This is a genomic window from Vagococcus hydrophili, from assembly GCF_011304195.1.
In the GTDB taxonomy this organism is placed as follows: domain Bacteria; phylum Bacillota; class Bacilli; order Lactobacillales; family Vagococcaceae; genus Vagococcus; species Vagococcus hydrophili.
Map to the genome: position 1 here is coordinate 1,978,125 of NZ_CP049887.1, position 24,387 is coordinate 2,002,511.

At 34.9% G+C, this 24,387-nt stretch carries 23 protein-coding genes; all 23 read left to right on the forward strand.

Going from position 1 to position 24,387, the window contains the following annotated elements; all coding sequences use genetic code 11:
* The first annotated feature begins 119 nt into the window (after positions 1-119).
* The 23 genes from proS (at position 120) to G7082_RS09880 (ending at position 24,384) form a co-directional block, all read left to right on the forward strand.
* Positions 120-1,565, forward strand: a complete 1,446-nt coding sequence (gene proS / locus G7082_RS09775) for a proline--tRNA ligase (protein ID WP_166034904.1) — start codon at positions 120-122, stop codon at positions 1,563-1,565.
* Between the two features lie 204 nt (positions 1,566-1,769).
* On the forward strand, positions 1,770-2,933 hold the full coding sequence (locus G7082_RS09780) for a double-cubane-cluster-containing anaerobic reductase (RefSeq protein ID WP_166034905.1): 1,164 nt from the start codon (positions 1,770-1,772) through the stop codon (positions 2,931-2,933).
* A 3-nt stretch (positions 2,934-2,936) separates the two neighbouring features.
* The gene (locus tag G7082_RS09785) at positions 2,937-3,689 is read left to right on the forward strand and encodes an acyl-CoA dehydratase activase (protein ID WP_166034906.1); all 753 of its coding nucleotides are present in this window, start codon (positions 2,937-2,939) and stop codon (positions 3,687-3,689) included.
* A gap of 281 nt (positions 3,690-3,970) precedes the next feature.
* The gene (prdC, locus tag G7082_RS09790; RefSeq protein ID WP_275115390.1) at positions 3,971-5,254 is read left to right on the forward strand and encodes a proline reductase-associated electron transfer protein PrdC; all 1,284 of its coding nucleotides are present in this window, start codon (positions 3,971-3,973) and stop codon (positions 5,252-5,254) included.
* A gap of 50 nt (positions 5,255-5,304) precedes the next feature.
* Positions 5,305-7,188 (forward strand): D-proline reductase (dithiol) proprotein PrdA, encoded by a 1,884-nt coding sequence (gene prdA / locus G7082_RS09795; RefSeq protein WP_166034908.1) that lies wholly within the window; start codon positions 5,305-5,307, stop codon positions 7,186-7,188.
* Between the two features lie 17 nt (positions 7,189-7,205).
* Complete coding sequence (locus G7082_RS09800) at positions 7,206-7,499, forward strand: CBO2463/CBO2479 domain-containing protein (RefSeq protein ID WP_166034909.1); 294 nt, start codon at positions 7,206-7,208, stop codon at positions 7,497-7,499.
* 3 nt (positions 7,500-7,502) lie between these two features.
* Entirely contained in the window at positions 7,503-7,955 is a 453-nt protein-coding gene (locus G7082_RS15255) for a glycine/sarcosine/betaine reductase selenoprotein B family protein (RefSeq protein WP_202983093.1), read from the forward strand.
* Between the two features lie 27 nt (positions 7,956-7,982).
* Entirely contained in the window at positions 7,983-8,228 is a 246-nt protein-coding gene (locus G7082_RS15260) for a hypothetical protein (protein WP_202983094.1), read from the forward strand.
* A 45-nt stretch (positions 8,229-8,273) separates the two neighbouring features.
* On the forward strand, positions 8,274-9,008 hold the full coding sequence (gene prdD, locus G7082_RS09810) for a proline reductase cluster protein PrdD (RefSeq protein WP_238842641.1): 735 nt from the start codon (positions 8,274-8,276) through the stop codon (positions 9,006-9,008).
* Positions 9,009-9,037: 29 nt separating this feature from the next.
* Positions 9,038-9,514: a glycine/sarcosine/betaine reductase component B subunit gene (locus tag G7082_RS09815; protein WP_166034912.1), complete on the forward strand. Its 477-nt coding sequence runs from the start codon at positions 9,038-9,040 to the stop codon at positions 9,512-9,514.
* Positions 9,515-9,540: 26 nt separating this feature from the next.
* Entirely contained in the window at positions 9,541-10,557 is a 1,017-nt protein-coding gene (locus tag G7082_RS09820; RefSeq protein ID WP_166034913.1) for a proline racemase family protein, read from the forward strand.
* Positions 10,558-10,572: 15 nt separating this feature from the next.
* Positions 10,573-11,445 carry a sulfite exporter TauE/SafE family protein gene (locus tag G7082_RS09825; protein WP_166034914.1) on the forward strand — a complete coding sequence of 291 codons (873 nt, stop codon included), beginning with the start codon at positions 10,573-10,575 and terminating at the stop codon, positions 11,443-11,445.
* A gap of 142 nt (positions 11,446-11,587) precedes the next feature.
* Positions 11,588-12,610 carry a selenide, water dikinase SelD gene (selD, locus tag G7082_RS09830; protein ID WP_166034915.1) on the forward strand — a complete coding sequence of 341 codons (1,023 nt, stop codon included), beginning with the start codon at positions 11,588-11,590 and terminating at the stop codon, positions 12,608-12,610.
* Positions 12,611-12,626: 16 nt separating this feature from the next.
* The gene (yedF, locus tag G7082_RS09835) at positions 12,627-13,235 is read left to right on the forward strand and encodes a sulfurtransferase-like selenium metabolism protein YedF (protein ID WP_166034916.1); all 609 of its coding nucleotides are present in this window, start codon (positions 12,627-12,629) and stop codon (positions 13,233-13,235) included.
* Between the two features lie 12 nt (positions 13,236-13,247).
* Positions 13,248-13,508, forward strand: a complete 261-nt coding sequence (locus tag G7082_RS09840) for a putative Se/S carrier protein (RefSeq protein WP_166034917.1) — start codon at positions 13,248-13,250, stop codon at positions 13,506-13,508.
* 6 nt (positions 13,509-13,514) lie between these two features.
* Positions 13,515-15,407, forward strand: coding sequence for a selenocysteine-specific translation elongation factor (gene selB, locus G7082_RS09845; RefSeq protein ID WP_166034918.1), 1,893 nt, complete (start codon positions 13,515-13,517; stop codon positions 15,405-15,407).
* Between the two features lie 10 nt (positions 15,408-15,417).
* The gene (locus tag G7082_RS09850; protein ID WP_166034919.1) at positions 15,418-16,584 is read left to right on the forward strand and encodes an aminotransferase class V-fold PLP-dependent enzyme; all 1,167 of its coding nucleotides are present in this window, start codon (positions 15,418-15,420) and stop codon (positions 16,582-16,584) included.
* Positions 16,577-17,968: an L-seryl-tRNA(Sec) selenium transferase gene (gene selA / locus G7082_RS09855; RefSeq protein WP_166034920.1), complete on the forward strand. Its 1,392-nt coding sequence runs from the start codon at positions 16,577-16,579 to the stop codon at positions 17,966-17,968. Before G7082_RS09850 ends, selA begins: the two co-directional genes overlap by 8 nt.
* 19 nt (positions 17,969-17,987) lie before the next feature.
* Complete coding sequence (locus tag G7082_RS09860) at positions 17,988-18,548, forward strand: TetR-like C-terminal domain-containing protein (protein ID WP_166034921.1); 561 nt, start codon at positions 17,988-17,990, stop codon at positions 18,546-18,548.
* 161 nt (positions 18,549-18,709) lie between these two features.
* Entirely contained in the window at positions 18,710-20,503 is a 1,794-nt protein-coding gene (locus tag G7082_RS09865) for an oleate hydratase (RefSeq protein ID WP_166034922.1), read from the forward strand.
* A 251-nt stretch (positions 20,504-20,754) separates the two neighbouring features.
* Complete coding sequence (locus G7082_RS09870; RefSeq protein WP_166034923.1) at positions 20,755-21,894, forward strand: trans-sulfuration enzyme family protein; 1,140 nt, start codon at positions 20,755-20,757, stop codon at positions 21,892-21,894.
* Positions 21,895-22,055: 161 nt separating this feature from the next.
* Positions 22,056-22,811, forward strand: a complete 756-nt coding sequence (locus G7082_RS09875) for an ABC transporter ATP-binding protein (RefSeq protein WP_166034924.1) — start codon at positions 22,056-22,058, stop codon at positions 22,809-22,811.
* Positions 22,798-24,384: a hypothetical protein gene (locus G7082_RS09880; protein ID WP_166034925.1), complete on the forward strand. Its 1,587-nt coding sequence runs from the start codon at positions 22,798-22,800 to the stop codon at positions 24,382-24,384. Before G7082_RS09875 ends, G7082_RS09880 begins: the two co-directional genes overlap by 14 nt.
* Positions 24,385-24,387 lie beyond the last annotated feature (3 nt).

Below are 24,387 nucleotides of genomic sequence, written 5' to 3' on the forward strand. Positions count from 1 at the left end.
ATTAATCCCAATAAGTCGTAAAGTAAACTCTACTTTGAAGCAAGGTGGTACCGCCAGTCATGGTCCTTGTATTCAAAGTGGAGTTTTTTTATATAGTGAAAATTAGGAGGAATTTTTCAATGGCAAAAAAAGATGGTTTCGTTAAACAAATTACAAGTCGTGATATCGACTTTGCACAGTGGTATACAGATGTCTGTTTGAAAGCTGAATTATGTGATTATTCAAGTGTTAAAGGTTGTATGATTGTTCGCCCCTTAGGAACTGCACTATGGGAAGGGATTCAACATGCAGTCGATACTCAGTTAAAAGCAACTGGACATCAAAACGTCTTAATGCCAATGTTAATTCCTGAGAGTTTACTGTTAAAAGAAGCAGAACATGTGGAAGGTTTTGCGCCTGAAGTAGCTTGGGTAACAGCTGGTGGAGATTCTGAATTACAAGAAAGACTAGCAGTTAGACCAACTTCAGAAGTGATGTTCTGTGAGCATTTCAAAAAAATTATTCACTCACATAGAGATTTACCGGTTCTTTATAATCAATGGGTAAGCGTGGTTCGTTGGGAAAAAACAACCCGTCCATTCTTAAGAACGACTGAATTTTTCTGGCATGAAGGACACACGTGTCATGCTGATTACGCAGATGCGGATAAAGAAGCATTAAGTATTTTAGATATGTATGTTGATATTTGTGAAAACATGTTAGCTATTCCAGTTGTATCAGGTGTGAAATCTGAAAGTGAAAAATTTGCTGGAGCAGATAAAACATACACAAATGAAACGTTGATGTATGATGGAAAAGCATTACAGATTACAACATCACATCACTTAGGCGATAACTTTGGTAAAGCTTTTGAAATCACTTATGCTGATAAAAATGGGCAGGAACAATTTGTTAATACAACATCTTGGGCAATTACAACAAGAGCTATCGGTGGGATGATCATGGTTCATAGTGATGACCGTGGACTTGTTTTACCTCCAAGAATTGCACCAACTCAAGTAGCAATTATTCCTATTGCTCAACATAAAGAAGGTGTCTTGGACAAAGCTTACGAATTACGTGACGAGTTAAAAGACAAAGTAACAGTTATGGTTGACGCAAGTGAAAAACAACCTGGTTGGAAATTTAGTGAAGCTGAAATGAAAGGTTACCCAATTCGTATTGAAATTGGACCTAAAGATATTGAAGCTGGTGAAGTTATTGTCGTTCGTCGTGACACATTAGAAAAAACTAAAATGGCATTAGATGCTGATTTAGGAACTAAATTACAAACATTATTAGATGAAATTCACGATAATATGCTAGCAAAAGCACGTGAACGTCAAAATGCTAAAACACGTGTAGCAAAAACAAAAGAAGAGTTTGCTGAATTAATTAAAGATGGTGGCTTTGTTATTGCTCCTTGGTCAGGTAGCGAAGAGATCGAAGATTTAATTAAAGAAGAAACAGGTGCTTCATCACGTTGTTTAAGTTTTGAATACCAAGATGCTGATTTAACTGGTGTCAAAGATTTATGGAATGGTGAAGATGCTAAGTACATGATGCATTGGGCAAAAGCATACTAATCGACTGTGTTATTTTAAGAATATAATAAAAAAGAGCAGAATACTCAATTTGAGTTTCTTGCTCTTTTTTTTTGAGAAAAAACACTTTTTCTTTATTTGAGTCTAATTATTAAAATGAAAGAGCTATGAGAGAAGATTGAAAAATGAAAGCGATACTTCTATACTTATTGTGAATTACAAAACAATCTTATTGGAGGTTATTTAATGAAAGTGAAAACTGAGTTACCAACTATCTTTAATGATTTTGCGGAAGCAAGACAACAAGGTTTTTTGACTGTGAAAGAGTTAAAAGATCAAGGAAAACCAATTGTGGGTGTGTATTGTACGTTTATGCCGGAAGAACTAACGATGGCAGCAGGAGCACTTCAAATTAGTTTGTGTTCTACATCAGATGAAACGATTCCAGATGCTGAAGAAGTGTTACCAAGAAATTTGTGTCCTTTAATTAAATCAAGTTTTGGATTTGGTAAAACAGATAAGTGTCCCTATTTTTATTTTTCAGACTTAATTGTTGGGGAATCAACCTGTGATGGTAAAAAGAAAATGTATGAGTACATGACGGACTTTAAAGAACTTTATCTGATGCACTTACCAAATATGAGAAACAGTCCAGAAAGTTCTGCTTTATGGAAAGCCGAGATGATTCGTTATAAAGAAAAATTAGAGTCATTCTTTGATGTTGAGATAACAGAAGAAGCCATTAAAGAAGCAATTATCTTTAAAAATGAAGAAAGAAGAGCACGGAAAAGATTTTATGAATTAGGTAAATTAAATCCATTACCAATCAAAGGTTCTGAAATTTTTAAAGTGATGTATGGGGCTAATTATTCCTTCGATAAAACTAAATTAATTCGTGATTTAGATGAAATGACAGACAGTATTATGAAAGAATATGATTCAACACCACAAGAAAAAAGTCGTAAACCAAGAATTTTAATCACAGGTTCACCTATCGGAGGCGTTACTGAAAAAGTAATCCGAGCTATTGAAGAAAATGGTGGTGAAATCGTGGCTTATGAAAATTGTACAGTTGCTAAACCGATTGAGCGTTTAGTTGATGAAGAAAATCCAGATGTGTATGACGCTCTAGCTGAAAAATATTTAGATATTGGTTGTGCCTGTTTATCTAATAATCAACCGAGAATTGATATGTTAGACCGAATGATTGATGAATACCAAGTAGATGGTGTGTTAGATATGGTATTACAATTCTGTACCCCATTCTCAGTAGAGTCGTTAAAAATCAAAGAGTTCTGTCAGAAAGAAAAAAATGTTCCTTATCTTTATTTAGAAACAGACTACTCTAATGCGGATGTGGAACAAATCAATACGAGAGTTGAAGCGTTTATTGAGATGATTGGAGGTTAACACGTGAGAATAATTGGTTTAGATTCCGGTTCAACAACCACTAAAGGTGTTTTGATGGAAGATGATATTATCATTGATCATGCCTTAGTTTTAACCGCTGGAAATCCTAAAAAAGCGATGAACAATATTTTAGAGAAATTAAATTATAATCAACAAACTCTCTTAGTAACAACAGGTTACGGTCGAAAGTTGATTGATGCTGATAAATGTGTCACAGAAATTACATGTCACGCAAAGGGTGCTAATTTTCTAAATCCAGAGGTAACAAGCATCATTGATATCGGTGGACAAGACAGTAAAACGATCAAATTAAACAAACTTGGACAAGTAGAAGAATTTAATATGAATGACAAGTGTGCTGCAGGAACTGGACGCTTTGTGGAGGTACTAATGCGGATTTTAGGCGAAGATATTAGTTGTTTAGACGAATTTGTAGCAACAGGTGAGGCAGTAAAAATAAATAGCATGTGTACAGTGTTTGCTGAAACTGAAGTGATTAGTTTAGTTGCTAAAGGTGAAGAGAGAGAAAACATTGCTTTAGGTGTTCTTCATTCAATTTGCCATCGAATTCATGGACAATATTTAAAGATTTCGCCTCAACAAGATGAATTAATATTCTTTTCAGGAGGATTATCTAGTAGTATTATCATGAAAAATATCTTAGAAAACTTCACAGGTAAAAAAATTATCACCCATCCACTAGCCCAATATACAGGTGCTATAGGGGCAGCAAGAATGATAAATAATCGACGTTGAATTGTGAAATGAGACACAATCAGATGTTTTGTTAGACGAGAAAAAAATAAAAAAATTTGTTATGTTATTTTTAATTAATATATGTGAAAAATAGTTTTAAAAGCGCTTTATTATTTTATGCTTTTATTAATAACGTTGATAATTATATAAAATATAATAGTGAATAAATTAACTAATTTTATAAAAAGTCTGTTCAAAAATAAAAAGCTATGTTATTATACAAACGAGATTTGTTAACCTTCAAATGCTCAAATTATCACAATTGACAGGAGGTGAAAAGAATGACCGTATTTGACATTCCATTGAAACAACATGTAGGCGCACCTTGTATTTCTTTAGTGAAAAAAGGTGACTATGTGAAGCGTGGTCAATTGATTGCAGAACCTAATGGCTTAGGAGCTAACATTCATGCCAGTGTCTCAGGTGAAATATCTGAAGTGACTGAAGAAAAGATTGCTATTATTCCAAGTGATAAATTATCGACAGATTTTGTAAAATTGACAGAGAGTAATTCCAAACTTAAGTTAATTGAAGCTGCAGGAATTGTAGGTGCTGGTGGTGCTGGTTTTCCGGCGCACGTTAAATTAAATGTTGAGATTCCAGAAGGATGTTTCATAGCCAATGCTGTTGAATGTGAAGCGTTGTTAAAACATAACGTAAAACAAATTAAAGAGCATTCAGAAACAATTGTTCGAGGCATTAAATACGTTATGGAGATAACAAAAGCACCAAAAAGCTACATTGCAATTAAAGACAAAAATCGCCAAGCAGTAATTGAGCTTCTTAAAGCAACCAAAAATGAACCGAATATTGAAGTATTTAGACTTCCAGATATTTACCCGGCTGGAGATGAGCGAATGATTATTCGAGAAATTTTAGATATTGTTTTAGAACCTGGTCAATTGCCAATAGAAGTAGGGGCAGTTGTCTCTAATGTTGAAACTCTAAAACATATTGTTGAAGCAATTGAAGATCATAAACCATTTATTGATAAGGATGTAACTGTCTCTGGCCGCGTTAAAAATGAGTCTCATGTTTTTGTTAATGTTCCAATTGGGTTACCTGTTAAAGTTTTAATTGATGAAGCAGGTGGCTATATTGAACCACATGGAGAAATAGTTATTGGAGGACCAATGACGGGACATAGTGGTGAAGAATCTACTCCAATTACTAAAACAACTGGAGGAATTTTAGTTGCTATGCCATATCCTCAAGAACACCGTAAGATTGGTATTTTAATCTGTGAGTGTGGTGGTTCAGAAGAAAGATTAACTGAAATAGCTGAAAACATGGGTGCTGAAGTTGTTGCAAGTGAGATGTGTAAGCGAATGGTAGAAGTGAATGGCCGCTACAGATGTTCTAAACCGGGCGTCTGTCCAGGGCAAGCTGAAAAAGTGATGAAAATGAAAAAAGAAGGCGCAGAAGTCGTCTTAACCGGAACTTGTTCCGATTGAACGAACACCGTCATGGGTGTCGCTCCTAGGTTAGGAGTTCCAGTGTATCATCATACAGATCATGTTCTTAGAGCAGTTGGACATAAGCTATACCGTAAGCTACCAAGCTAATACTTATAATAAATAAAAATTTATTTAAAAAAATTAGGAGGAGTTTTCGAATGTCTATAACTGTAGAAACTGCAAAAGAACATGCTAACGATCCTGCGGTACTTTGTTGTCGTGCGGAAGGAAATATCATTATTGAACCATCAAACTTGGAGGATCCAGCGATTTTCCCAGATTTAGAGGATTCAGGTTTACTAGAAATTCCAGAAAATTGTTTAAAAATTAGTCAAGTCTTAGGTGCTAAATTATTAAATACAACAGATGCTTTAGTTGCTTTAACGCCAGACTTAGTTGAAGGTGCAATTCTTGAAGAAGTGGTCGAAACACCAACTGAAGTTGTCTCAGAACCAGTCACACCAGTAGCGCAAACAGCTAATCCAGTTGTCCCGCAAATCACAGGGAATCAAACGATTAAAATTCATATTGCTGAAGGTAAAGGGATTGATTTAGAATTACCTTTAATTTTAGCTGGTGGAGGAGCAACGACTCAAGCTCCAGCTGAAGGAGTAGCTCCAGTAGTCGAAACATCAGCACCAGTAGCTGCTAGTCAAGAAGTTGTTCAAGAAGCGATTAAAATGCGTTCTTTTGAAAGAGAACATTTAGAAATTAAAGAAGTTGTTTTCGGTGAAGAAACAAAAATCGAAGGAACAACCTTAACTTTAAGAAATCCAGAAGAACTTGGTAAAGAAGCTGCTGAATTAGAAGCGTTAGTTCTTGGTATGACGATTGATATTATCACACCAGATCGTTACGGCGAGTACAGTGAAACAATCATGGATGTCCAACCAATCGCAACTAAAATTGAAGGTGATTTAGGTCACGGAATTACACGTGTGATTGATGGCGTTGTGATGGTCTTAACTGGTACTGACGAAAACGGCGTTCAAATTGGTGAGTTTGGTTCATCTGAAGGTGAATTAGATCGTAATATTATGTGGGGAAGACCAGGTGCTCCTGATAAAGGTGAAATCTTTATTAAAACACAAGTAACGATTAAAGCGGGGGCAAACATGGAACGCCCTGGACCTTTGGCAGCTCATAAAGCCTCTGATTATGTGACACAACAAATCAGAGAAGCATTAAAAGTGGCTGATAGTTCTTTAATTCATAAAAAAGACGAAGTGGCGCAATATCGCCGACCCGGCAAGAAAAAAGTCTTAATTATTAAAGAAATCATGGGACAAGGTGCAATGCATGATAACTTAATTATGCCAGTTGAACCTGTTGGAACATTAGGTGCGAAACCTAACGTTGACTTAGGTAACTTACCAGTTATTTTAGCACCAACAGAAGTGGTTGATGGTGGTATCCATGCGTTAACGTGTATTGGACCAGCTTCAAAAGAAACGTCTCGTCATTATTGGCGTGAACCACTTGTTCTTGAAGCAATGGCTGATGAAGAAATCGACTTAGTAGGTGTGATGTTTGTAGGTTCTCCACAAGCAAACTCTGAAAAATATTATGTTTCAAAACGTTTAGGTATGACGGTTGAAGCAATGGGCATTGATGGTGCGATTGTGACAACTGAAGGATTTGGTAATAACCATATTGACTTTGCTTCTCATATTGAAGAAGTTGGTAAACGTGGTATTCATGTTGTTGGAGATTCATATAGTGCGGTTCAAGGTGCTTTAGTTGTTGGTAATAAACAAATGATCGCTATGGTTGATAATAATAAATCAAAACAAGGGATTGAAAATGAAGTTTTATCTAACAACACACTTTGTAAGGAAGATGCGATTCGTGATTTAGCGATGCTTAAAACGTTAATGGGTGGCGGAACTATCAAAGAAGCTGAACGTAAGTGGAACCCTAATGTGAAAGAAAATAACCTTGAAATCATTGAAAAAACAACAGGTCAAAAAATTGATCGTGTTGACAATGAACAAATCTTACCTAAGAGTAAAAAACGCCAAGAGATTTACGAAAAAGACTAATAATCGTAGGTGAGAAAATGGATGGAATAGATCAATTAAAATATGTCTCAACTGAGAGAATGTTTGAAGGAATTCTAGTAGATATTACAGACGCAAGTGTCACAATTGATATAAAGGGACGTCTTGGACAATTCAAAATTCCAAGAAGAATGTTAATTTCAGAATATGATATTAAAATCGGTCAAGAAGTTGGTTTTATGATGTCATATCCAGAAGTTTTAAACGAAGAACCGAATGATCATTATGTGAACGCGATAACTGAGCATAACGCTAGACAAAAAAATATGATGGAAAAGAAAGAGGAGATTTAAATCATGACTTTAACAGTTTTTGAAGGTTTACAATCAGAGATTTATGTACCGATTACACCTAAATCTATCTTTACTCCCGTAAAAAAAGAGTTAAAAGAGATGCGTGTAGCCATGGCAACTGCTGCCGGTGTACATTTAAAAACAGATAAAAGATTTAATTTAGCAGGAGATACGTCTTATCGTGAAGTACCAGATTCAGCAACAACAGAAGAATTAATGGTTTCTCATGGTGGGTATGACAATGCTGACGTTAACCGCGACGTGAACTGTATGTTCCCAATCGATCGTTTGCATGAACTTGCTAAAGAAGGATTTATTAAAGAAGTAGCCCCAACTCACTTTGGTTTCATGGGTGGTGGGGGAGATCAGGACGCCTTTCATGACGTAACTGGTCCAGAAATTGCTCAAAAATTAGTGGAAGAAGACGTTGATGCAGTTGTCTTAACAGCTGGTTGAGGGACTTGCCACAGAACTGCCGTGATCGTGCAGAGAGCTATTGAGGAAGCAGGAATTCCTACAATTTTAATCGCCGCCCTACCTCCAGTAGTGCGACAAAATGGTTCACCAAGAGCCGTAGCACCACTTGTACCAATGGGAGCTAATGCTGGAGAACCACACAATATTGAAATGCAAACAGGTATCTTAAAAGATACATTAAACGAATTAGTAGCAATTGAAACACCAGGAAAAATTGTTAGTTTACCTTATGAGTATATCGCTCACGTTTAATAGGTAATTGGGTTTAACAGTCAAAATAGAAAGGCTGGTTGAATGATGAATAAAGAGTTAAAGATTAAAGCCTTTCATATGGAAAAGGTGACATCAGGAGACAGATTTCAATTAGACCCAAAAGCCTTACAAATTAAAGCAACACACGACTTTAGCGAACCAGATTTTAAAGAAGTATCGATTCAGCTATTAGCACCGAATCATCACGAAGTTGAAACCAACACGATTATGGATATTATTCCGATTTCCACAAAAGTGTTGGGGAAACTTGGTGAGGGAATCACTCACACATTAACTGGTGTGTACGTGGTTTTAACTGGTGCCATTGAACAGGGTGAGCAGATGCATGAGTTTGGTTCATCTGAAGGCATATTATCAGAAAATTTGAAGTTAAACAGAGTAGGCACGCCTCTTGATACGGACTATATCATTCATATTGATATTTTAGCGAATCAAGAGGTAAGTTTTACTCGTGAATTATGTTTAAAAATGTTTGAGTGGACGGATAATTATATTGGGGAAATAAGAGAATTATTAAAAATGATGGAAGGTCGTGCTTCTTCTGAGGTGCACACCTATGTTGAAACATTCAATGAAGGTAAACCTAGAGTCGTACTTGTGAAACAAGTCGCAGGTCAAGGAGCTATGTATGATAATTTGGTTTTCCCAGATGAACCTAGTGGGTTTTCAGGTGGGACTTCTATTATCGACATGAACAATGTTCCAATCATTATTTCACCCAATGAATATCGTGATGGGGCTATAAGAGCTATGGTCTAATGTTTTTGTAAAAAGAAAGAGGGACAACTATGGGAATAGGACCTTCGACAAAAGAAACGACACTGCACCATTTTAGAGATCCACTAGTTGATTGTTTAGCATGTGACCCAGATATTAATTTCTTGGGTGTTGTCGTTGTAGGCACGCCTCAAGATAATAAGATGAAACATTTTGTGGGGAATAGAACAGCAACATGGGTTAAAAGTATGGGCTGTGACGGAGCAATTGTCTCAACAGATGGTTGGGGAAATTCAGATATTGATTTTGCCAACACATTAGAAGAAATAGGAAAACGTGACGTAAGCGTAATTGGTTTAAAATTTATTGGCAAACAAGCGAAGTTTGTTGTTGAAAATGACTTTACTAACTATGTTCTTGATTTTAATAAGTCAGAATTAGGCATTGAAACGGAAGTTGTTGGTGAAAATACAATAGATAGTCGAGATGCAAGTCTTGCACTGGCATCAATTAAACTAAAAATGCGAAAAGATAAGCAGGTAAAATAACTTTTTTGAGGGGAGTCGTTTTAAAAGTGAAATTTTCAAAAATGATGACAGCAATTGATACACATACAGCTGGAGAAGCAGCGCGCTTGGTAATTGGAGGAATTCCAAAATTTCCAGGGAAAACAATGGCTGAGAAAAAAGAATATTTAGCAACACAAAAAGATTATTTGAGAACAGCAATGATGCATGAACCTCGTGGACACAACGAAATGTTTGGGGCGTTTATTTGTGAGCCAGTTCACGATGAAGCGGACTACGGAATTATCTTTATGGATGCAGGTGGTTACTTAAATATGTGTGGTCACAACACGATTGCAGCAATGACTGCAGCGGTTGAAACTGGTTGGGTTGATGTTGAACCAGGTCAAAGAGAAGTTAAAATTTGTCAAGATACGCCAGCTGGATTAGTTCATGGTGAGGTTCATTTAAGTGAAGATTACTATGCTGAATCAGTATCTTTTGAAAACGTGGAATCATTCCTTTATAAAAAAGGTGTCAAAGTGAATGTTCCAGAAATTGGTGAATTAACGATTGATATTTCATTTGGTGGAAGTTTCTTCGCGATTCTACCAGCTAAAGATTTAGGGTTAGAAATCAAACCTGAGAATGCTTCTAAGTTTTCAGAACTGGGAATTAAAATTCGCGACGCTGTGAATGAACAAATTGAAATACAACATCCAACCTTATCACATATTCAAACTGTTGATTTAGTTGAAATTTACGGACCAGCAACAAGTCCTGATGCAACGTATCAAAATGTGGTTGTTTTTGGTGATGGTCAAGTGGACCGTTCTCCGTGTGGGACTGGAACAAGTGCGAAACTTGCCACACTTTATGCTAAAGGTGAAATGGGTGTTGGTGATACGTTTATTTACGAAAGTATTTTAGGTACTAAATTTAAAGGCGAAGTGGTTCGAACAGCTAAATTAGGCGACTATGAAGCAATCATTCCGCGTGTCACAGGTTCAGCAAATATTAATGGATTCAATACATTTTTAATCGATCCCAAAGATCCGCTTAAAGATGGTTTTGTTCTAGGTTAGAAGGGAAGTAATAAGATGGTAGCAGTTTTATTAGGAATTTTAGGATTATTACTTCTTTACTACGTATTTTTCTTAGTGAAAGATTTAATCGCAAACAAAGCTAATTTAGGTAAAGGAAGTCTTCCGGTGGCATTCGGGATTGGATTTGTGACGGACTTTTTAGATGTTTTAGGAATTGGTAGCTTTGCGCCAACAACAATGCTTCTTCAAATGACGAAGTATTTAGATGATGATAAAAAATTACCAGGAACTCTAAATGTGGCTCATACAATTCCGGTTATGATTGAAGCATTTATTATGATTAAAGTTGTAAAAGTTGCACCCTTAACTTTATTATCATTAGTATTTGCGGCAATTATCGGGTCTTTTGTAGGATCGAAAACAGTAACAAAATTACCAGAGAAAAAAGTACAATTTTATGTTGGACTTGCTCTAGTTGCCACAGCGTTTATTATGGGCGCTAAACAAATGGGGTGGCTTGCCATGTTAGGTGATGGTAATACAGCGACAGCCTTAACGGGTGGAAAATTAATTATTGGTATTGTTGGGAACTTCATTTTTGGTGCTTTAATGACAATCGGTGTTGGTCTTTATGCGCCATGTATGGCAATGGTTTATCTATTAGGTCTTCAACCAATTGTTGCAATGCCTATTATGATGGCTTCATGTGCTGGTTTAATGCCAGTAGCCAGTGCTGAATTTATTAAGACTGGAGATTACTCACGTAAAGCTGTTATCGGTATTACAATAGGTGGTATCATCGGTGTTATTATTGCAGCCAACGTTGTGACAAACATTCCAATGGATATTTTAACTTGGATTATTATCTGTGTCATTATTTATACAGGAATTACTTATATCATGAAGAGCAAAAAAAATATCGCATAACATTAAATAAGTTCGAGAATAAAGCTCTTTTTAAAACTTTATCCTCGAACTGTTTGTTTTATCTGTTAAAATAACAATATAACGATTGTGATTTCGTTTTCATTGTATGGTTATTTTAATAGATAAATAGGAGATGACGTAAATGGAAGATTTAGAACAATTAATCGTATGTGGTGGTTGCAATGCTAAAATCGGTCCCGGTGATTTAGGTGATCTTTTAGCAGATTTACCTAAAGCAACTAGTGATAAATTATTGGTTGGTTTTGAAAATACAGATGATGCAGCGGTTATCAAAATTAGTGATGAACAAGTCTTGATACAAACCTTAGACTTTTTTCCAACCATGGTTAGTGATCCATATTTGTTTGGAAAAATTGCGGCAGCCAATGCCTTGAGTGATGTTTATGCAATGGGTGGAACCGTTCTTTCAGCCCTTAATATTGTGGCATTTCCAGAAGAAAAAAATCTACTCATTTTAAAAGAAATTTTAAGGGGTGGCGCGGAAAAAGTTCTAGAAGCTGGTGGTATCTTAGCTGGTGGACATTCGATTCATGATCATTCAGTGAAGTATGGTTTATCAGTTACTGGAACGGCCCATCCCGATGAAGTTTTAATGAACAATTCAGGTCAAGTGGGAGATCATTTGATTTTAACAAAACCACTTGGTGTGGGGATTATTACGACAGGTTTTAGTGTGGGAGAAATTTCTCAAGAATCCTTTGAACAAGCGACTAATTATATGCAAACTTTGAATAAATATGCAATGGATGTGATGAAGAAATATCCGATTAATAGTTGTACAGATGTTACTGGATTTGGACTTCTAGGTCATTTACATGAAATGCTTCATGGAGAATTATCAGCTGAAATAGATAGTCAAAGACTTCCTTTTATTGAAGAAGCCTATTACGGTGCGAAAGAATTTATTCTAACAGCAGGTGGACAACGTAACCGAAATTATTTATCAGAGTTTGTCTCTTTTGAAATTGATGATTTTGGGATTGAAGAATTATTATTTGATCCTCAAACCTCAGGTGGTCTCTTAGTTAGTGTTCCAGAAGAGGTTGTGCCTAAAATGCTTTTTGAATTAAAAGAAAAAGGCATTTTCGCAGAAGATTTTGGTCAGATTATTGAAAAAACAACGAATGAAATAATTGTAAAATAGAAAGGTGAGAAAAAGTATGTTTGAAATTGATGCAAAAGGAATGGCATGTCCATTACCTGTGATTAAAACCAAAAAGGCGCTAAAAGAAAATAAAGAAGTGACAACCATTGTGGATAATGAAATTGCGACACAAAATTTAAAGAAATTAGCGGAACAATTACAATTAAACTATCAGGTTGAGAAAATATCAGATTCTCATTATATTACTGTGATTAGTCATGATGAAATTACAAATAATATAGACTCTACTTATTCTGGAGAAAACACAGTAGCGGTGTTACCAGAAAAATTAGGTTATACAGTAGTGTTAGATACCAATATCATGGGGCGTGGGTCGGATGAATTGGGCGCTAATTTGATGAAAGCTTTCGTTTATTCTCTACTTGAACAAGATGAATTGCCTGAAACAATTATTTGTTATAACAGCGGGGTGAAATTAACGGTAGAAGGCTCAGATTGCTTAGAGGATCTCTTACAAATGAAAGAACAAGGCGTTGCATTTTATTCATGTGGTGCTTGTCTTAATTATTATGAATTAACTGAAAAATTAGCAGTTGGCGAAGTGACTAACATGTACCGAATTGTTGAGATGATGCAATCAGCGGTTAAAATAGTTAAACCTTAGGAGGTTATTAAAATGAAAGAGTACGGAATTCTTTTGTTTTCTTCCACTCATTATGCCATGGAGGCTGAAAAATTTTTAAAAGAAGCATTGCTTCCAGCTAGAATTATTTCTACACCAGAAAAGATAAAAAAAAGCTGTGGTTTTTCTTTGAAATATACCATTGAAAAAGAAGAGGAAATTATTCATTTATTAGATGATAAAGAAATTTTATATGAAGGGGTTTATCATGCCAGTGGTAAGGGGTTGGCGATTGATTATCGAAAGGTTGGCTAGAGGATTATGACAGACATTGTGATTGGAACGGCAGGACATATTGATCATGGTAAGACGACATTGATTAAACATTTAACTGGAATTGAAACAGATACAACTAAAGAAGAAAAAACAAGAGGATTATCAATTAATTTGGGCTTTGCTTACTTGGATTTACCGAACAAGCAACGAGTGGGGATTGTTGATGTTCCAGGGCATGAAAAATTTATTAAAAACATGGTAGCAGGGTTACCTGGTATTGATTTAGTTTTACTTGTTATTGATGCAGGTGAAGGCATTATGCCACAAACAAAAGAGCACATTGATATTTTAAGTTTACTTGGTATTCAAAATTATATGATTGTTTTAAGTAAGTGTGAAACAGTGGATGCTGAATTAAGAGAACTAGTCAAAGAAGATATTAAGGAACAGTTAGCTGGTACACCCTTATGTGAAGCGCCTATTTTTGAAACAGATGCTGTTGAAGGTCTTGGTTTAGAAGAGTTAAAACTAGCCATTCAAGAGTTTGGTGAAACCGTACCAGAAAAACCGATGAAAGATGTTGGACGTTTAAATGTTGACCGTGTTTTTTCTGTAAAAGGATTTGGAACCGTTGTGACAGGGACGCTTTTAGAAGGACAATTTCATGTGGGAGACGAGTTGACTGTCTTTCCAAGTGGGAAAAAAACAAAAATTAGAAGTATCCAAGTTCATGAGACAGATAAAAAAGAAGCTTTTTCAGGACAACGAACGGCCCTTAATTTAACGAATATTTCAAAAGAAGAGATAAATCGTGGAGATGTTTTAACAAATGGTAGTAACTTAGAAGCGACATGGATGATCGATGCTAAAGTAACGTGTTTGGATTCTGTTCAGACTTGCTTTAATCTATGGGATCGTGTCCGCGTTTTAGTCGGTACACAAGAAGTTTTTGCAAGACTTGTTCCTATTGGCTCTGAAATCATCCAACCAGGAGAAAGTGGCTTTATTCAACTTCGTTTAGAAGAGCAACTAGCGGTAAAAACAGGAGATCATTTTATCATGCGTGCTTACTCGCCTATGGTAACAATTGGTGGGGGTCAAGTTTTAGATGCGATTCCTCAAAAACATCGCCGATTTAAGCAAGACGTGATTGATAGTTTGAAAGTTAAAGAAGAAGGTAATATGGATCGTCTTATTTTAGATTTTATGCTGAGCCGTAAGGAAATTGTAAGCGACCTAAAGGAAATTAGTCAATATATGAATTTACCAGAAGATAACGTATTGTCTATTTTAGAAGCTTTGGTTGAAGAAAAGGATATCATTCAGTTAACAAAACAAGAATGGGTAGCGCAAGGAAAAATGAAGGAAGCGCGCGATGTAATTTATACTGAGCTTACTTCCTATCAAAAAATGTATCGCTTGCGACCAGGAATGCCTGTAGAAGAGTTACGTTCAAAAATTAAGGCTCTCTTAACACCTAAACAATTAGGATTGGTGATTGACTATTTAGAAAATGCGCAAGAATTAGTTCAAAAAAATCATCGAATCATGCATCCTGACTTTAAAATTGAATTAAATAAATACCAAGAAAAAGTTAAAGGAACGATTGAAAGAAAACTTAAAGAAGCTCAATTTACACCGCTAAAAAAAGAAGAATTAGAATTATTAGATGAAAAAAATGCCAAAGATGTACTTGAGATGTTAGAAGATCAATCAGTGGTCTCTTTAACTTTCGAATATGTTCTTAGTAAAGAATACTATCAAAAATCTGTGGAACTAGTGACTGATTTTATCAAAAAAAATGGGGCGATGACATTAGCTGATTTTAGAGATATGACCTCATCTAGTCGAAAATCGTCCATGCTGATTTTAGAATATTTAGATGAGCAAAAAGTAACCAAAAGAGTTGATAATACTCGAGAATTAATGGAAAGTTAGGTGATTGTTGATGTCGATTTATTTCGATAATGGTGCAACGACGATTAATAAACCAAAAGAAGTCGCGAAAGCTGTTTATGAAACAATGATTTCTGGTGACTACGGAAATCCAGGAAGAGGGAGTCACGATTTTTCTCTGAATAGTTTTAGAGCTGTGAATGAGGTTAGAGGGAAAATAAAAAAATTATTAAAAGCAGATGAGTCGTATGAAGTTGCTTTTACGAATAACTCAACAGCAGCACTGAATATGATGATTAAAGGACTTATCCAACCAAATGATCACGTGATTACCACGAGCTGGGAACACAATGCTGTCTTAAGACCACTTTATCAGTTGGAAAAGATTGGTGTAAGCTTTGATTGTTTGGAAGCTTCATCTATCACTGGACAAATAGATTTAAGCCAATTATCACATCTCTTAAAAGAAAATACATCAACACTTGTTGTGGTTCATGGTTCCAATGTGACGGGGAACGTTATTGATTTAGAAAAAATTTCTGATTTTTGTAAGGCTAATCATTTACAGTTGATTGTAGATGCTTCACAGACAATGGGGCAATTTCCTATTTCTTTAGAAGACAATAATGTAACGGCACTTTGTTTCACAGGTCATAAATCTTTATACGGTCCGACTGGAACAGGTGGTGTCTGCTTAAAGAAAGAGTTAGCACAAAAATTGGAACCCCTAATTTCTGGAGGAGATGGCATGCAATCTTTCTCAACCATTCAACCCAAAGAGTTACCAATTTTACTGGAAGCTGGAACAGTTGATGTGGCAGCAATCAGAGGATTAGGTGCGGGGATTGATTATGTGACGTCAGTAGGCGTTGAAACAATTAATCAGCACGTCAACTCACTTTCAAAGCAGTTAGTGGAAGGGGTTAAAGCTAATCCAGTTATTCAAATTTATGGTTACCCGTCTACGAAGAAAACTGGAGTTGTGTCGTTGAATATCAAGGGTGCTGATTCTGCTTTAGTTAGTGATAGTTTATGGGAAGAATATCAAATAGCGATTCGTCCAGGATATCACTGTGCACCCTTAATGCATAAAGCCTTAGGAACAGAAAATCAAGGAACTGTTCGCTTCTCTTTTTCTTACTTAAATACAGAAGAAGAAGTTGGTGTGGCAATCAAAGCATTAAATGAATTAAGTCAGGAAGTGAACGGTGATGATTGATTATCAAAAGTTAGCTGATTTACCATCAGTGGATGGACTATTAAAACATGATAGAATAGAAAAATTGGTGGTTGATTCTCCTAAAAAAGTTAAAGCAACTATTCAAGATATTTTAAAAAGTTATCGAGAGGCGTATCTTTCAGGAGAGATAACAGAATTACCTCGTGAAGAAGAAATTATCAATCAGATTTTAAAACAACAAGAAGAAAAAAATGAATATTCCTTAAAAGAAGTCATTAATGCCACAGGAACGATTGTGCATACAAATCTTGGGAGATCTCCATTAAGTTTAAAAGTCAAAGAACAATTGGAAAAATCAGCTTTTTCTTATACAAATTTAGAATACAATTTAGAAACAGGGGAACGCGGGTCAAGATATCAACATTTAGAAGAAGTAGTAAAAAAATTAACAGGTGCAGAAGATGTTGTGGTTGTTAATAACAATGCAGCAGCTGTGATGTTGGCTTTAAGTACGTTGATTCCTCAAAAAGAAGTTTTGATTTCTCGAGGAGAATTAGTTGAAATAGGTGGTTCTTTTAGAATACCAGAAGTGATTGAATTAAGTGGGGGCGTTATCCGTGAAGTAGGAACAACGAATAAAACCCATCTAAAAGATTACGAAAAAGGCATTAATGAAGAAACAGGGGCAATCATGAAGGTTCATACGAGTAATTACCGAGTGATTGGCTTCACTGAATCGCCTTCAATTGAAGAGTTAGCTGACTTGGCGCATAAAAATAATTTACCTATAATCAACGACTTAGGAAGTGGTTTGTTAATTGACATGCAGTCCTTTGGCTTACCTTATGAACCAACAATTCAAGAAAGCTTAAAACAGGGTTGTGATGTTGTAATGTTTAGTGGGGATAAATTATTAGGTGGTCCTCAAGTTGGGGTGATTATTGGGAAAAAAGAATACATTGAACCAATGAAAAGTAACCAATTACTTCGTGCTTTGAGAGTAGATAAATTAACTTTAAGCGCACTTGAAGCAACATTAAATTTATATTTAGAACCTGAAATAGCGTTAAAAGAAATCCCCACATTAAGCATGATTAGTAAAACCTATGAGGTATGTTTAGAAGAAGCAAAAGGGCTTGAACTATCTTTAAGACAAGCAGAATTGCCAATCATCATTGAAAGAATAACTGAAAAAAGTCAAGTTGGTGGTGGCTCTTATCCTGAATATCAACTACCAACAGAACTTGTAGGGATTAAGAGTGAAACCATTTCAGTTAATCAGTTAGCGATGCTTTTAAGAGGGTTAGAGAAACCAATTATTCCTAGAATTAAAAATGATCGTATCTGGTTTGATGTGCGTACTTTAAATCAAAAGGAACGAGAAATGATTGTTTGCGAGTTGAAAAAAATATTAGATGTCTAAATCATAGGATGGTAAATGGATGGCTAAACAATATACTAAAAAATTGATCCACGATACGTTTATTAAAATGTTGAATGAAGAACCTTTAAAGAGAATCACAGTGAAAGATTTAGCCTTAGCTTGTGAGATTAATCGAAATGCTTTTTATTATTATTACGCTGATATTTATGAGTTACTGTCTGAGATTTTTGAGACGAATATTCAACTAGTTGTGGATGAATTTAATGAGTCTAATTCATGGGAAGATAGTTTTCTTAAAGCGACTGATTTTGCTTTGGCCAATAAAAAAGCTATCTATCACGTGTATGATTCTATGCAGAAAGAAGAATTAGTTCATTTTATTTTTGAAATCTCAGGAAACATGATGAAAGCTTACGTGAAATGTGTCAATCAAGAAATCCAAGCACCAGAAGCAGACCAAGAATATATCGCTTATTTTTATCAATGTGCCTTAACTGGTATGGTGGTGAAGTGGCTCCAATCTGGGATGAAAGAGGAGCCTAAAGAAGTTATTAGTCGTATTGGTTTCTTATTTGATGGGAATATTGAGATTTCATTGAAGCGAGCAATCGATAAATAATGAAAATTTGACACTTTAGCTAATGTGCCTAAAAATATAACAATTAACGCAGAATGTTTGTTTTTCAAGCATTCTGTTTTTGTGTCTAATGAAGATTTTTGTTTGTTTTTTTATACTAACAAGTGTAGTACATAAACGCTTTTAGAAAGTAGGCAATAATAATGGAACTTAAAACTTATGATCCAAGATTAACTTTAACCAATGGTAGCTATCATGCACTAGTAAATGCTAGAAAACCAGAAGGCATTGAAGAAAAACAAGCCTTTTTAATCGGTACAGGAATTGCATCTTTAGCAGCAGGATGTTTTTTAATTAGAGATGCTCATATGGATGGTAGCAAGATTACCTTTTTAGAACAATTAGATAAAGCAGGCGGTTCATTAGATGGCGACGTTAGACAAAATGCTGGCTACGTTGCTCGTGGTGGACGTGAAATGGGCCATCATTTTGAAGTGCTTTGGAGTTTATTTAGTTCACTCCCTTCAACTGAAGATCCTAATATGAGTGTTTTAGACCATTTTTATTATACAAACTATGATGATCCAAACTATAGTAACTGTCGGATTACGGAAAATCGTGGTGAGCGATATGACAATGCTAAATTTAATTTAGGTCAAGATTTAGCAAAAGAATTAGCTAGTTTTGTTATGATGCGAGATGAAGTATTAGAAAATAAAACCATTGAAGATATTTTTTCAAAAGAATTATTAGCAAGTGATTTCTGGTTATATTGGCAAACCATGTTTGCTTTTGAAAACTGGCATAGTGCATTAGAAATGAAACTATACATGAATCGTTTCATTCATCATGTGGATGGATTACCAGATTTATCTGCTCTTCAATTTTCAAAACACGATCAATATACTTCATTTGTCTTACCAATGGTGAAATATTTAGAAGACCACGGTGCTAAATTTGAATATGGAATCACTGTAGATAACGTGATTTTTGATATCAATGAACAACATAAAGTGGCTAAAAAAATTGTGGCAACTAATTCAAAAGGGGAAGATGCTTCCATTAATTTAACTGAAAAAGATTTAGTTTTTATCACGAATGGCTCAATCACCGAAGCTTCTGGTTATGGGGATGACAATACAGCGGCGCCATTTAATCGTGAATTAATGGGTTGTTGGAACTTGTGGCAAAATATTGCGGAACAATCTGAAGAATTTGGGAAACCAGAGAAATTTAATTTTGATTTAGAACAATCTAATTGGGAATCTTGTACGGTGACTTGTCATAATGACCGTGTTCCTAAATACATCGAAAAAATTACAAAACGTTCTCCTTATGGTGGAAAAACAGTAACTGGTGGGATTGTCACAGCCAAAGATTCTTCTTGGTTATTAAGTTGGACAATCAATCGTCAAGAGCAATACATTGGTCAACCTAAGGAAGATGTGATTGTTTGGGTTTATGGTCTGTTTTCTGATATTGAGGGAGATTATATTAAAAAAGCAATGCGCGACTGTACAGGGAAAGAAATCACCAAAGAATGGTTATATCATATTGGTGTTCCTGTAGGTGAAATTGATGAATTAGCTGAAACATGTACAGCAGTACCAGTTATGATGCCTTACATTACAGCACAATTTATGCCAAGAGAACAAGGTGATCGTCCATTTGTTGTACCAAGTAGAGCAGTTAATTTTGCTTTCTTGGGACAATTCGCAGAAACCTTAGATAAACCTGGTCGCGATACAGTATTTACGATTGAGTACTCTGGACGTACTGCCATGGAAGCTGTTTATGTTTTAACAGGTGTAGAAAAAGGTGTACCAGAAGTATTCAATTCAAGATATGATATTCGTTACTTATTATTTGGTGGCATGAGTCTGTTAGACGGGGAAAAACCTGACATAAAAATCCCCGCCTTAACTAAGCATAAATTAATGAAAAAAATGAAAAATAGTGAAATAGAAGCATTATTGGAAGAATTTGGATTGTTATAACAGAGAGCTGCTATTTGAACCCAGACTAAACAGAGAGATGAAAAAGGCGATTAGCTCCAAGCAACTGGAGTTAATCGCTTTTTCATTTTATCTAAAGAAAAAATGAAGATTAGCTAAGTAAAATCACATGAAGCTTATTTCTCACTCATACAGCTATCATTTGAGGTAAAGTTTATTAAATAAGTGTTGTTAACGCTTTATTTGAAGTGTATGATTAATCTATGAGAGTTGATATTAGGAGGAATAAATTTATGAAAGACAATACAAAATTAATACATGGCTATCCTGTGGTAGATCATTTTACAGGGGCGGCCTCAATTCCTAAGTACCAAACATCAACATTTAATCAAGCCGATGTGTTTGAAAAACAAGCGTATAGTTATACAAGATTTGGTAATCCAACTGTTTCTGCCTTAGAAGAAGGTTTTGCGACTTTAGAAGGTGGTAAGTATGGGTTTGCTTTTTCATCAGGAATGTCAGCTATTTCCACTGTTTTAATGATGATGGATGCTGGAAATCATATGATTGTACCAAAAGAAGTATACGGGGGAACGTGCCAATTTGTAAAAGATATTTTACCAAGTTTTCATATTACTTCGTCGTTTGTAGACTATACTAAAATTGAAGATGTGGAAAAAGCGATTTTACCTAATACACGGGTTCTATATATAGAAACACCATCCAACCCGCTATTAAAAATATCAAATATAAAAGCCTTGGTTGCTTTAGCAAAAAAACATGAGTTAGTGACAATTATGGATAATACGTTTATGACGCCACTTTATCAAAAACCTCTTGATTTAGGCGTGGATATTGTCATTGAAAGTGCCACAAAATTCTTAAATGGACACAGTGATGTGCTTGCTGGAATGGTCTGTTTAAATGATGAAAAAATGGCGGAACAATTACGAATTTATCAAAAATCATTTGGCGCTATTTTAGGTGTTGAGGATGCTTGGTTAATCTTAAGAGGAATGAAAACAATGGGGATTCGAATGGAGAAAAGTTGTGAGAATGCCCAAGTGATTGCCGAATTTTTAGAAAATCATTCAAAAGTTGAAAAAGTATTTTACCCTGGATTAAAGAGTCATCCAGATCATCAAATTCATTTTGAACAAGCTAAAAATGGTGGGGCGGTTCTCTCTTTTGAGTTAGGTAGTGAAGAAAATGTCCATACTTTTACTCAACATTTGAACTTACCGATTATTGCGGTAAGTTTAGGTGGGGTTGAATCGATTGTTTCATACCCACGGACTATGTCTCATGCCTGTATCTCTGAGGAAGAGCGTTTAAAACAAGGAGTGACACCTGGTTTGTTACGTTTATCATGTGGTATTGAGGATACAGAAGATTTATTAGAAGATATCGAACAAGCTTTAAGTTATTTGTAGAAAGACAATATTGTTTATTAATGACATGTAGAAACTTAAACAGAAAGAATTAGTCATCTGTTTAAGTTTCTTTTTTGATTTTTGTTGATAACAAATGTCATTTATTGCCTAGAAAGTGTATAATATTAGGTAATAAATTTTAAAAAATGGGGTTGTTTAAGATGATTACATTCGAAAATGTACAAAAAAGATATGGGACAAAGGAAGCGTTAAAAGATTTAACATTAACGATACAAGAGGGAAAAATATTTGGTTTTTTAGGTCACAATGGGGCAGGTAAATCGACAACAATTAAAAGTCTGGTAAGTATTATTATGCCAACATCTGGGGAGATTACCGTCGATGGTAAGTCGTTGAAAGAACATCGTTTAGAAATTAAGAAAAGAATAGGATATGTTCCTGATACACCGAATATGTTTTTACAACTAACGGCAATGGAGTATTGGAACTTAGTCGCTGCAGCTTTTGATTTAACCGAGACAGAAAAAAATCAGCAAATAAATAAACTAGCTTCACTTTTTGAAATTAGACAGCAAGTGAATAATGAAATCGATAGTTTCTCACATGGAATGAGACAAAAAGTGATTGTTATTGGGGCTCTTTTATCTAATCCAGATATTTGGATTTTAGATGAACCGATGCAAGGATTGGATCCTCAAGCGGCTTTTGATTTAAAACAACTTATGAGGGAACATGCAGATCAAGGAAATACGGTTATTTTCTCGACACATAATTTAGACACAGCTGAGCAGTTATGTGATGAGTTGGCGATCTTGAAGAAAGGTGAACTGATTTATAATGGCTCTGTTGAAGACTTGTTGAAAGAGCATCCCGAGGAATCGCTTGAAACAATTTATTTAGAGATGGCTGGACGTAAACAAGAGGAAAAGGAGTTGAATGTTGATGACTCCATTTAAAAGACAATTGCTTTCTTTGTTTAAAGTGAATTTAATTTATGCTAATCCTCAAGTAACAGCCCAACTTAGAAAAAAAGGGAAACAAGGGGATGAAATATTTAAAAGTATTACCATTCAACAAGTGATGTTAAGTTGTGTGTTTACTTTTGTTTATGGCATGAGCATGTTTATGATTGATTTTAGTCAATTTCCTGGATACTTTACTTATTATTTAGGCATATTTAGTATTTTGGGATTTTCTCAAGGGGTCTTTGTAGTTTACAATGTCTATTTTGATAGTAAAGATGTGGAAGATTATTTACCTTTGCCTTTTTCCGAGCGGAGTGTTTTTTTAGCTAAATTTTTATCTGTGGGATTTTTCATTATTCCATTTATGTTACCGATTTTGGCATTATTCATCTTAACCGCTTTTAGAAGTTCAGTGTCAATCTTTTTAATGTTGCCATTTAGCTTACTTTTGTTCGTTTTGTTTTTTACCCTTTATTTGGAGTTAGTTACTTATTTTGTGTCACTATTAATTCAAACAAAAGTGTTTCAAAAATTTAAAACAACATTAACCACATTACTCATGTTTATTCCAACTGTGGGAATGTTAGTTGGTATTCTTTACATGAATCAACAACAAGCCGCAATTAGTGATATGAGTCAGTTGAAAGATCAAAAAGTTATTTCTATTTTAAAACCGTTTCATCAATTAATTGTGGCACCTTTTTCATTAGATGCGCTGATAGGTTTTTTGATTATTGTGGCATTAGTTGCTTTGTTCGGGATGTTAATTAAGGAAAAAACATTACCTAAGATTAGAAATCAAGTAACAACTAATACTCAGAAAAAGAAAAAAACAGTTTATAAATCCTTAAGAAAGCAATTAATTTCTTATCATTTTAATTTGATTAAAAATCCAACTCTGCAACTTCAAATATTGTCAGGATTATTTATTTTTCCGATTGTCATTATTTTCCCATTTTTCGCAAATGGAACAGGATTTTTAGCAGAATTAGGGATTCGTTACTTTGCTTTATTCTTTGTTGTGGGGATTATTTTTGCGACAATGACGTTAGGGATTAATTCTTTAGCGAGTGTGATTATCTCTTTAGACCAAGATAACTTAATGTTTATTAGAGCTTTACCTATTTCTTTTAAAGACTATATTAAGCTGAAATACTATTTTGCTTTTGCGGTTCAATTTGTTTCACTCTTTTTCATTATGTTAGTGGGTGGTTTAGTTTTAAAATTACCAATTATTTTAATTACCGCCTTAATTTTCGGTGCTTTTATGGGGTGTTTAGCAGGTACTTCTCATTTTATTCGTGATGATTGGAAACACCTTTCTTTAAATTGGACCAACATCAATCAGTTATTTAACCGAGGATCAGGTGCTTTTAAAATTATGGGAATTATGTTTGGAACCATGATTATCGGTGGAATCAGTATTTTCCTTCTTTATATGGTAACAAGCACATTAGATGATGCTAGACTTCTTAATGTGATAGTATTAGGTGTAATAAGTCTGTTAGTTGTTTTGTATCAACTACGAATTAAAAAAATCTTTTGGGAGAAAATGGAGGGATAGAGG

Excerpts from the sequence above, each read along its gene's own strand:
- selB (WP_166034918.1), top strand. The coding sequence starts at position 13,515 with ATGACAGACATTGTGATTGGAACGGCAGGACATATTGATCATGGTAAG.
- G7082_RS09875 (WP_166034924.1), top strand. The coding sequence starts at position 22,056 with ATGATTACATTCGAAAATGTACAAAAAAGATATGGGACAAAGGAAGCG.
- G7082_RS09870 (WP_166034923.1), top strand. The coding sequence starts at position 20,755 with ATGAAAGACAATACAAAATTAATACATGGCTATCCTGTGGTAGATCAT.
- yedF (WP_166034916.1), top strand. The coding sequence starts at position 12,627 with ATGTTTGAAATTGATGCAAAAGGAATGGCATGTCCATTACCTGTGATT.
- G7082_RS09860 (WP_166034921.1), top strand. The coding sequence starts at position 17,988 with ATGGCTAAACAATATACTAAAAAATTGATCCACGATACGTTTATTAAA.
- selD (WP_166034915.1), top strand. The coding sequence starts at position 11,588 with ATGGAAGATTTAGAACAATTAATCGTATGTGGTGGTTGCAATGCTAAA.
- G7082_RS09840 (WP_166034917.1), top strand. The coding sequence starts at position 13,248 with ATGAAAGAGTACGGAATTCTTTTGTTTTCTTCCACTCATTATGCCATG.
- G7082_RS15255 (WP_202983093.1), top strand. The coding sequence starts at position 7,503 with ATGACTTTAACAGTTTTTGAAGGTTTACAATCAGAGATTTATGTACCG.
- G7082_RS09865 (WP_166034922.1), top strand. The coding sequence starts at position 18,710 with ATGGAACTTAAAACTTATGATCCAAGATTAACTTTAACCAATGGTAGC.
- proS (WP_166034904.1), top strand. The coding sequence starts at position 120 with ATGGCAAAAAAAGATGGTTTCGTTAAACAAATTACAAGTCGTGATATC.
- prdD (WP_238842641.1), top strand. The coding sequence starts at position 8,274 with ATGAATAAAGAGTTAAAGATTAAAGCCTTTCATATGGAAAAGGTGACA.
- G7082_RS09815 (WP_166034912.1), top strand. The coding sequence starts at position 9,038 with ATGGGAATAGGACCTTCGACAAAAGAAACGACACTGCACCATTTTAGA.
- G7082_RS09880 (WP_166034925.1), top strand. The coding sequence starts at position 22,798 with ATGACTCCATTTAAAAGACAATTGCTTTCTTTGTTTAAAGTGAATTTA.
- G7082_RS09850 (WP_166034919.1), top strand. The coding sequence starts at position 15,418 with ATGTCGATTTATTTCGATAATGGTGCAACGACGATTAATAAACCAAAA.
- prdA (WP_166034908.1), top strand. The coding sequence starts at position 5,305 with ATGTCTATAACTGTAGAAACTGCAAAAGAACATGCTAACGATCCTGCG.
- G7082_RS09825 (WP_166034914.1), top strand. The coding sequence starts at position 10,573 with ATGGTAGCAGTTTTATTAGGAATTTTAGGATTATTACTTCTTTACTAC.
- G7082_RS09800 (WP_166034909.1), top strand. The coding sequence starts at position 7,206 with ATGGATGGAATAGATCAATTAAAATATGTCTCAACTGAGAGAATGTTT.
- G7082_RS09780 (WP_166034905.1), top strand. The coding sequence starts at position 1,770 with ATGAAAGTGAAAACTGAGTTACCAACTATCTTTAATGATTTTGCGGAA.
- selA (WP_166034920.1), top strand. The coding sequence starts at position 16,577 with ATGATTGATTATCAAAAGTTAGCTGATTTACCATCAGTGGATGGACTA.